At 72.2% G+C, this 7,072-nt stretch carries 7 protein-coding genes and 1 pseudogene; 5 read left to right on the forward strand and 3 right to left on the reverse strand.

Annotated elements, in window-relative coordinates; translation table 11 throughout:
- The first annotated feature begins 133 nt into the window (after window positions 1–133).
- On the forward strand, window positions 134–649 hold the full coding sequence (locus BN12_RS17830; RefSeq protein WP_048554580.1) for a flavin reductase family protein: 516 nt from the start codon (window positions 134–136) through the stop codon (window positions 647–649).
- A 90-nt stretch (window positions 650–739) separates the two neighbouring features.
- Here the strand turns inward: BN12_RS17830 and BN12_RS17835 are convergent, their stop codons facing one another.
- Window positions 740–1,819, reverse strand: a complete 1,080-nt coding sequence (locus tag BN12_RS17835; protein WP_157635550.1) for a GNAT family N-acetyltransferase — start codon at window positions 1,817–1,819, stop codon at window positions 740–742.
- A 22-nt stretch (window positions 1,820–1,841) separates the two neighbouring features.
- Here BN12_RS17835 and fdxA point away from each other — a divergent pair, with 22 nt between their 5' ends.
- The 3 genes from fdxA (at window position 1,842) to BN12_RS17850 (ending at window position 4,790) form a co-directional block, all read left to right on the forward strand.
- Window positions 1,842–2,168 (forward strand): ferredoxin, encoded by a 327-nt coding sequence (gene fdxA / locus BN12_RS17840; protein WP_048554584.1) that lies wholly within the window; start codon window positions 1,842–1,844, stop codon window positions 2,166–2,168.
- Window positions 2,169–2,239: 71 nt separating this feature from the next.
- Entirely contained in the window at window positions 2,240–3,397 is a 1,158-nt protein-coding gene (gene dapC / locus BN12_RS17845; protein WP_048554586.1) for a succinyldiaminopimelate transaminase, read from the forward strand.
- A 91-nt stretch (window positions 3,398–3,488) separates the two neighbouring features.
- Complete coding sequence (locus BN12_RS17850) at window positions 3,489–4,790, forward strand: citrate synthase (RefSeq protein WP_083454743.1); 1,302 nt, start codon at window positions 3,489–3,491, stop codon at window positions 4,788–4,790.
- A gap of 17 nt (window positions 4,791–4,807) precedes the next feature.
- On the opposite strand, the gene BN12_RS17855 is transcribed toward BN12_RS17850, so the two are convergent.
- Complete coding sequence (locus tag BN12_RS17855) at window positions 4,808–5,701, reverse strand: hypothetical protein (RefSeq protein WP_200901246.1); 894 nt, start codon at window positions 5,699–5,701, stop codon at window positions 4,808–4,810.
- Between the two features lie 28 nt (window positions 5,702–5,729).
- Window positions 5,730–6,656, reverse strand: a complete 927-nt coding sequence (dapD, locus tag BN12_RS17860; protein WP_048554590.1) for a 2,3,4,5-tetrahydropyridine-2,6-dicarboxylate N-succinyltransferase — start codon at window positions 6,654–6,656, stop codon at window positions 5,730–5,732.
- A gap of 59 nt (window positions 6,657–6,715) precedes the next feature.
- Between dapD and BN12_RS25365 the strand changes: the two are divergent.
- Window positions 6,716–7,072 (forward strand): annotated as a pseudogene (locus BN12_RS25365) (hypothetical protein); the annotation flags it as partial.

Raw genomic sequence — 7,072 nt, forward strand, 5'->3', positions numbered from 1 at the left:
CCCCCCCCCCCCCCCCCCCCCCCCCCCCCCCCCCCCCCCCCGCCGCTCTTGACGGCCGCCGTCGCGGTCCGCCCGGCCGCTCGGCGGGTGGGCCGTGAAGCGCACGCGGCAAGCGGTGTCGGATGATGGCGACGTGAGCGCAGCCCAGCCGGTGGACCCGGAGCCGGTCGATGAGGGGTCGTACCGCCTGGCGCTCGGCCGGTTCGCGACGGGCGTGACGGTCGTGACGACCGTGGCCGGCGGGCAGTTCCACGCGATGACGGCGAGCTCGCTCGCGTCCGTGTCGCTCGACCCGCCGCTCGTCCTCGTCTGCGTCGAGAAGGAGGCGCGGTTCCACGACGCGATCGTCGAGGCGGGGTCCTTCGGGGTCAGCATCCTCGGCGAGCACCAGCGGGCGGCCGCGCAGTGGTTCGCGACGCGGGGGCGCCCCGTCCACGGCCAGCTCGACCGGACGCCGCACACGATCGGCGCGGTGACGGGATCGCCGCTGCTCGACGGCAGCCTCTCCCAGCTCGAGTGTGTCGTCACCGACATCCACCCCGGCGGCGACCACAGCATCGTCGTCGGGCTCGTCGTCTCGGCCGAGGTCACGGTCGACGCCGATGCCGCCCTCGTCCACTACCGCAGCCGGTATGACCACCTCGCCTGAGTCTCCACCTCGTCGGCCCGCCCCTGGTGCGCGACGCAGACGAACGTGCCTGGGGCCCGGCATACCGGCGTCCGGCTCGTCGCTCCGGGGTCAGCTCGTGGGAGTCACGAGGTTGACGTATTCGTGGTGGGGGACGAATCCCATGGCCGCGTAGGCCTGTCGAGCGCCGTCGTTGTCGGCGAGAACCTGGAGGTGCAGCGAGCCGGCTCCCGCCTCCACGGCCCGTGCGGCCATGGCGGCCAGCATCGCGCGAGCCAGCCCGGCACGACGCCGGTCGGGGTCGACCCACATCGCCGCGATGCCGCCCCAGCCGTCGTTGACCGCGAGGCGGCCGATGCCGACGAGCTCGTCGTCGTCCTCGACCTCGGCGAACCACTGCCGCTCGCTCCCGGTGAGCACACCGCGCACCGCGTCGGCGGGCCCGGTGCGATAGCTGCCGTAGGCCCGGAGCCACCGGTCGGTCAGCTCCTCGCGCAGACTCGGGCGTGGTGCAGAGGCCCCGATCGGGTGCCAGACCGCCACGGCGGAGGGGGAGGTGGCGGAGGGGGAGGGAGAGGTGGCGGAGGGGGAGGTGGGGCTGGGGGTGAGGACCGAGGTGACGGCGGTGGCGGAGGCGGTGAGGGTGAGGGAGCGCGTCGCCACGCGGGCGCCCCGGCCGAGGAGGAAGGCGCCCAACGGGTCGTCCGCCACGGCGAACCCGACCGGCCCGGCGAGCGTGACGTTCAGCGGAAGCCCGCGCCCGGCATACCAGTCCATCGCGTAGGCGACGGCCTCCTCGAGAGGAACGCCGGGGGATCCGGGGGTGGCGACCGAGTTCCCGCGTGCCGTGAAACCCCGCGAGGCGCGCAGCTGCCATTCGCCGAGCGGCTCGCGCTCGAGGGCCCCCCAGGCACCGATCAGGACGCGCTGGAGGTCGTCGACGGAGAGCGCGAGATGCGGCGCCCCGCGGCGGCTCGGCCGGGGCGGCACGACCTTCGCGGCGACGACGTCGACGACGTGGACCTCGACCGGACCGGAGCGGGTCTCGACGACGAGGACGGCGTCGTTCTTCGAGGTCAGCGTCCCGACGACGTCGGTCAGGGAGGCCCCCGTGGCAGGGTCCGGAGCGGGGAGCCGGCGGCGCACGACGACCCTCGATCCCACAGGGAGGGCAGCCACGGCGCCGGTCACGAGGCGCAATAGTATTGCCCGCATGACGTACGTGATCGCCCAGCCTTGTGTGGACCTCAAGGACAAGGCCTGCATCGAGGAGTGTCCGGTCGACTGCATCTACGAGGGCGAGCGCAGTCTCTACATCCACCCCGACGAGTGCGTCGACTGCGGAGCGTGCGAGCCGGTCTGCCCCGTCGAGGCGATCTACTACGAGGACGACGTCCCCGAGCAGTGGGCCGACTACTACAAGGCCAACGTCGAGTTCTTCGACGACCTCGGCAGCCCGGGGGGAGCGGCCAAGCTCGGCCTCATCCCCAAAGACCACCCCCTCATCGCCGACCTGCCCCCGCAGCCGCATGACGACTGAGGCACCGGCAGCATGACCCGGCCCCCACGCGCAGCGCGGGTGGGTCCTGCGTTCAGCGCGGTGGTGACGGGATGAACCTCCCCGACTTCCCCTGGGACTCGCTCGTTCCCTTCTCGGAGCGGGCGAGTGCCGTGTCCGGCGGGATCGTCGACCTGTCCGTCGGCACGCCCGTCGACCCGACCCCGCAGCTCCTGCAGCGAGCTCTCCAGGAGGCCTCGGACGCGCCCGGGTACCCGCAGACGTACGGGACGCCCGACCTGCGGGAGGCCGTCGCGACGTGGTTCGCGACGCGCCGCGGAGTCCCCGACGTCGACCCGGCCGGCGTCCTGCCGACGGTCGGGAGCAAGGAGCTCGTCGCCTGGCTCCCCACGCTTCTCGGGCTCGGGGAGGGCGACATCGTCGGCTTCCCGCGGGTCGCCTACCCGACCTACGACGTCGGCGCCCGCCTCGCCGGCGCGACGCCGCTGCCCGTGGACGCCCTCACCGCCCTCGGCCCGCTGACGCCCTCGACGACACCGAAACTGTTGTGGCTCAACACTCCTGGGAATCCCACGGGGAAGGTTCTCGGCGTCGGCCACCTTCGGAAGGTGGTCTCCTGGGCCCGCGAGCACGGCGTCGTCGTCGCGAGCGACGAGTGCTACGCCGAGCTGGACTGGCGCACCGACCGCGACGGTGACGCGTTCCCGACGACCCCGAGCCTCCTCGACCCGCGCGTGACGGACGGCAGCCACGAGGGCCTCCTCGTCGCATACAGCCTGTCCAAGCAGTCCAACCTCGCGGGGTACCGCGCCGCGTTCGTCGCCGGCGACCAGGCCCTCGTCAGGCGCATCCTCGAGGTCCGCAAGCACGCCGGGATGATCGTGCCCTGGCCGGTCCAGCGCGCCATCGTCGCGGCGCTCGGCGACAGCACGCACGTCGAGGAGCAGAAGGCGCGGTATGCCGCGCGCCGGGACCGGCTCTCGGCGGCGGTGCGCGCGTGGGGACTACGGATCGACCTGTCCGACGCCGGCCTCTACCTGTGGGCGACGGCGGAAGAGGACTCGTGGACGACCGTCGGGCGGCTCGCCGACCTCGGCATCCTCGTCGCGCCGGGCGCCTTCTACGGGGCCGCCGGGCGCGAGCACGTGCGGATCGCGCTGACGGCGAGCGACGAGCGGATCGAGACGGCCGTCGAGCGTCTGGGTGGCGGGACGAGGGCCCCGTTGGGCGGTCACCGTACTCTGCGGTAGGTTGCCCACGAGGTCGCATCGCTGCACCGGCGATGTACCGGCCGCCCGTCGGCCACCCCTCCACGCACGACTCGTGAGCAAGGAGCAGCACATGACGGAGACCGAGACGTCGACGAGTGCCACCCTCGAGGCTGCCGGCAAGACCCTCGACCTGCCGCTCATCACGGCGGCCGAGGGCAACGACGGCTACGACATCAGCGCGCTCCTGAAGGAGACCGGCAACGTCACGCTCGACATCGGATTCGTCAACACGGCGAGCTGCACGAGCGCGATCACCTATATCGACGGCGACGCGGGCATCCTGCGGTATCGGGGCTATCCCATCGAGCAGCTCGCCGAGAAGTCGAGCTTCCTCGAGGTCACCTACCTGCTCATACACGGCGAGCTCCCGACCGCGGAGCAGCTCGCCGCCTTCGACTCGCGCCTGCGGCGGCACACGCTCCTCCACGAGGATCTCAAGGAGTTCTTCGGGGGCTTCCCCCGCGATGCGCACCCGATGCCCGTCCTGTCCTCGGCCGTCTCCGCGCTCGGCACGTTCTACCAGGACAGCCTCGACCCGTTCGACGAGGAGCAGGTCGACCTCTCGACGATCCGGCTCCTCGCGAAGCTGCCCACCATCGCGGCCTACGCCTACAAGAAGTCGATCGGCCAGCCCTTCCTCTACCCCGACAACTCGCTGTCGGTGACCGAGAACTTCCTGCGGATGACGTTCGGGTTCCCGGCGGAGCCCTACGACCTCGACCCGGACCTCGTCAAGGCGCTCGACCTGCTCCTCATCCTCCACGCCGACCACGAGCAGAACTGCTCCACCTCCACGGTGCGTCTCGTCGGCTCGAGCCAGGCGAACCTGTTCGCCTCGGTCTCGGCGGGCATCAACGCCCTCTTCGGTCCGCTCCACGGCGGTGCGAACCAGGCCGTCCTGGAGATGCTGAGCGACATCGAGGCCGACGGCGGCGACGTCGACGCCTTCGTGAACAAGGTGAAGAACCGCGAGGCCGGCGTCAAGCTCATGGGCTTCGGGCACCGGGTCTACAAGAACTACGACCCCCGCGCGGCGATCATCAAGAAGACCGCCGACACCATCATCAACAAGGACGGGGTGAGCGACCCGCTCCTCGACATCGCCCTGACGCTCGAGCAGCGGGCCCTCGAGGACGACTACTTCGTCTCCCGGCGCCTCTACCCGAACGTCGACTTCTACACGGGCCTCATCTACAAGGCGATGGGCTTCCCGACGAAGATGTTCACCGTGCTCTTCGCGCTCGGGCGGCTCCCCGGCTGGATCGCCCAGTGGCGGGAGATGATCGAGGACCCGCAGACCAAGATCGGCCGGCCGCGGCAGGTCTACACGGGGTACACCGAGCGCGACTACGTCCCCGTCGACGCGCGCTGAGGAGGCTCCCGCGTCCGTCAGGCGGTCGCGAAGGTCACCCGCACCGACGTCGCCTTGATGGGGTCCTTCGCGGCGTGCCACGAGCGGGCCGAGGAGCCCTCTCCCCGACGCCACTCCCGGTCGCCGACGGTGACCGCCGTGATGCCGAGCTCCTCGGCCTTCGCGACGCTCCACTGGCCGGTCGCCCACGCGCGACGCGCGTCCTGTGCGCCGACGGTCACCGTGTGCCCGCTCCGCGTGCCGGTCCGGCCCAGCTCCCGCGTGAGCATCGTGAGGTATGCCGCGGGGTCGCCCGCACCCTTCGCCGGGTCGAGCGTGCACGTGACGGCCGCCGTCGTGTAGCCCGACAGGGTGTCGGCGAGGACGCGCCCCTCCTGCTCGTGGTCGGCATACGCCTCGGGTGCCGCGCTGCGCTGCACCTTCTGGGCGATCTTGGTGATCTCCATCGTCTGCCACCCGTCGATCTTCACGAGGGCGTCGTAGAAGCGGTTCGTCGAGTACTCCGTGTCGAGGAGCTGGTCGACCGTCCCCCAGCCCTGCGACGGCCGCTGCTGGAAGAGCCCGACGGAGTCGCGGTCGCCGTACTCGAGGTTGCGCAGCTTCGACTCCTGGATGGCCGTCGTCACGCCGATCGTGCCGGCCCGGGCGGGCAGGCCGCGCTTGCTCGCGATGCCGACGATCGTCGCCGCGTTGCTCATCTGCTCCGGCGTGAGGGTCACCGTCGTCCCGGCGGTCGTCGCCTGGCACCGGGGGCTCTGGAACGACTGGTAGAGGTGACGGCCACCGAGGTATGCCGCGAACACGACGCCCGCCGCGACGACGGCGACGACGAGCCACCCGACGACGCGGTGGCGTCGGGTGCGCGGCTGCTCCTCCGCGAGCGTGATCGCTGCGCGGCTCGTGCGCGGCATACGGACGACGGGCCTCTCGAGTGCTGGGTCAGGTGTTGGCGTGCAGCGCGGCGTTGAGCTCGACACCCCGGCCGGCGCGTGGACGCGCCTCGACGGCTCCCGTCACGGAGTTGCGGATGAACAGGATGCCGTCCTGCCCTGACAACTCGCGGGCCTTGACGATCGTTCCGTCGGGGAGGGCGACCTTCGTCCCCGCCGTGAGGTAGAGGCCGGCCTCGACGACGCAGTCGTCGCCGAGGGCGATCCCGAGACCGGACTCGGCGCCGAGGAGGCACCGCTCGCCGATCCGGACGCGCTCGGTCCCCCCGCCGGAGAGCGTGCCCATCGTCGAGGCACCGCCCCCGACGTCCGATCCGTCGCCGACGACGACGCCCTGGGAGATCCGGCCCTCGATCATCGAGGTCCCGAGAGTCCCCGCGTTGAAGTTGACGAAGCCCTCGTGCATGACCGTCGTGCCCTCGGCGAGGTGGGCCCCGAGACGGACCCGGTCGGCGTCGGCGATGCGGACCCCCGTCGGGAGGACGTAGTCGGTCATCCGAGGGAACTTGTCGACGCCGAGGACGCCGACCGGCCCCCCGGCGAGCATCCGCATCCGGGTCTGCTCGAAGTCCTCGACGGCGCAGGGTCCGTGGGTCGTCCACACGACGTTCGGCAGGACGCCGAAGAGCCCGGTGAGGTCGATGCTGTTCGGCGCGGCGAGGCGGTGCGACAACAGATGGAGCCGCAGGTACGCGTCGGCCGTCGTCCGCGGTGGGCTGTCGAGGTCGACGACGGTGAGGACGACCTCGGTGCGCACGCGCCGCCGCTTGTCGGTCCTCTCGAGCGCGACGAGCCCCTCCGGGGCGGACGGCTCCGCCGGGGGCTCGCCGACGGCCGGGGAGGGGTACCAGGTGTCGAGGGTCGTCCCGCCGTCGGTGACCGTGGCGAGGCCGTGGCCCCAGGCTGCGCGCGTCATGGGACCAGCCTAGGAGAGCCGCCGGGTGCGGCCGGTCAGGCGTCGGTAGATTGCGCCGTATGCCAGCGCCGGGTGCGCCCAGCACCGAGCTCGTCGCCGTCGTCGTGGCCGTCGACGGCGGCCGTCCGCTCGTCCTCGCGAGCGGCGAGCCGGCGCGCCTGCCGTCGGGTCCGCTGCGGGCCGACCACGCCTCGCTCCAGGAGGGGGTCCGCGCCTTCGCCGTCGAGCAGACCGGCCATGCCCTGGGCCACGTCGAGCAGCTCTACACGTTCGGCGACCCGGTGCGGGGCGGGTCGGCCGGGTGGGTCATCTCCATCGGCTACCTCGGGCTGACCCGCGCCGAGCGGCCCTTCACCGCCTGGACGCCGCTCTACGACCTCCTCCCCTGGGAGGACCGCCGCGCCGGCACCCGGCCC

It is taken from the genome of Nostocoides japonicum T1-X7 (assembly GCF_001046855.1).
Taxonomy (GTDB): Bacteria; Actinomycetota; Actinomycetes; order Actinomycetales; family Dermatophilaceae; genus Nostocoides; species Nostocoides japonicum.

What these genes read in the sequence shown, in the direction of transcription:
- fdxA (WP_048554584.1), top strand. Translation starts at nt 1,842, where the DNA reads ATGACGTACGTGATCGCCCAGCCTTGTGTGGACCTCAAGGACAAGGCC.
- dapC (WP_048554586.1), top strand. Translation starts at nt 2,240, where the DNA reads ATGAACCTCCCCGACTTCCCCTGGGACTCGCTCGTTCCCTTCTCGGAG.
- BN12_RS17850 (WP_083454743.1), top strand. Translation starts at nt 3,489, where the DNA reads ATGACGGAGACCGAGACGTCGACGAGTGCCACCCTCGAGGCTGCCGGC.
- BN12_RS17855 (WP_200901246.1), bottom strand. Translation starts at nt 5,701, where the DNA reads ATGCCGCGCACGAGCCGCGCAGCGATCACGCTCGCGGAGGAGCAGCCG.
- dapD (WP_048554590.1), bottom strand. Translation starts at nt 6,656, where the DNA reads ATGACGCGCGCAGCCTGGGGCCACGGCCTCGCCACGGTCACCGACGGC.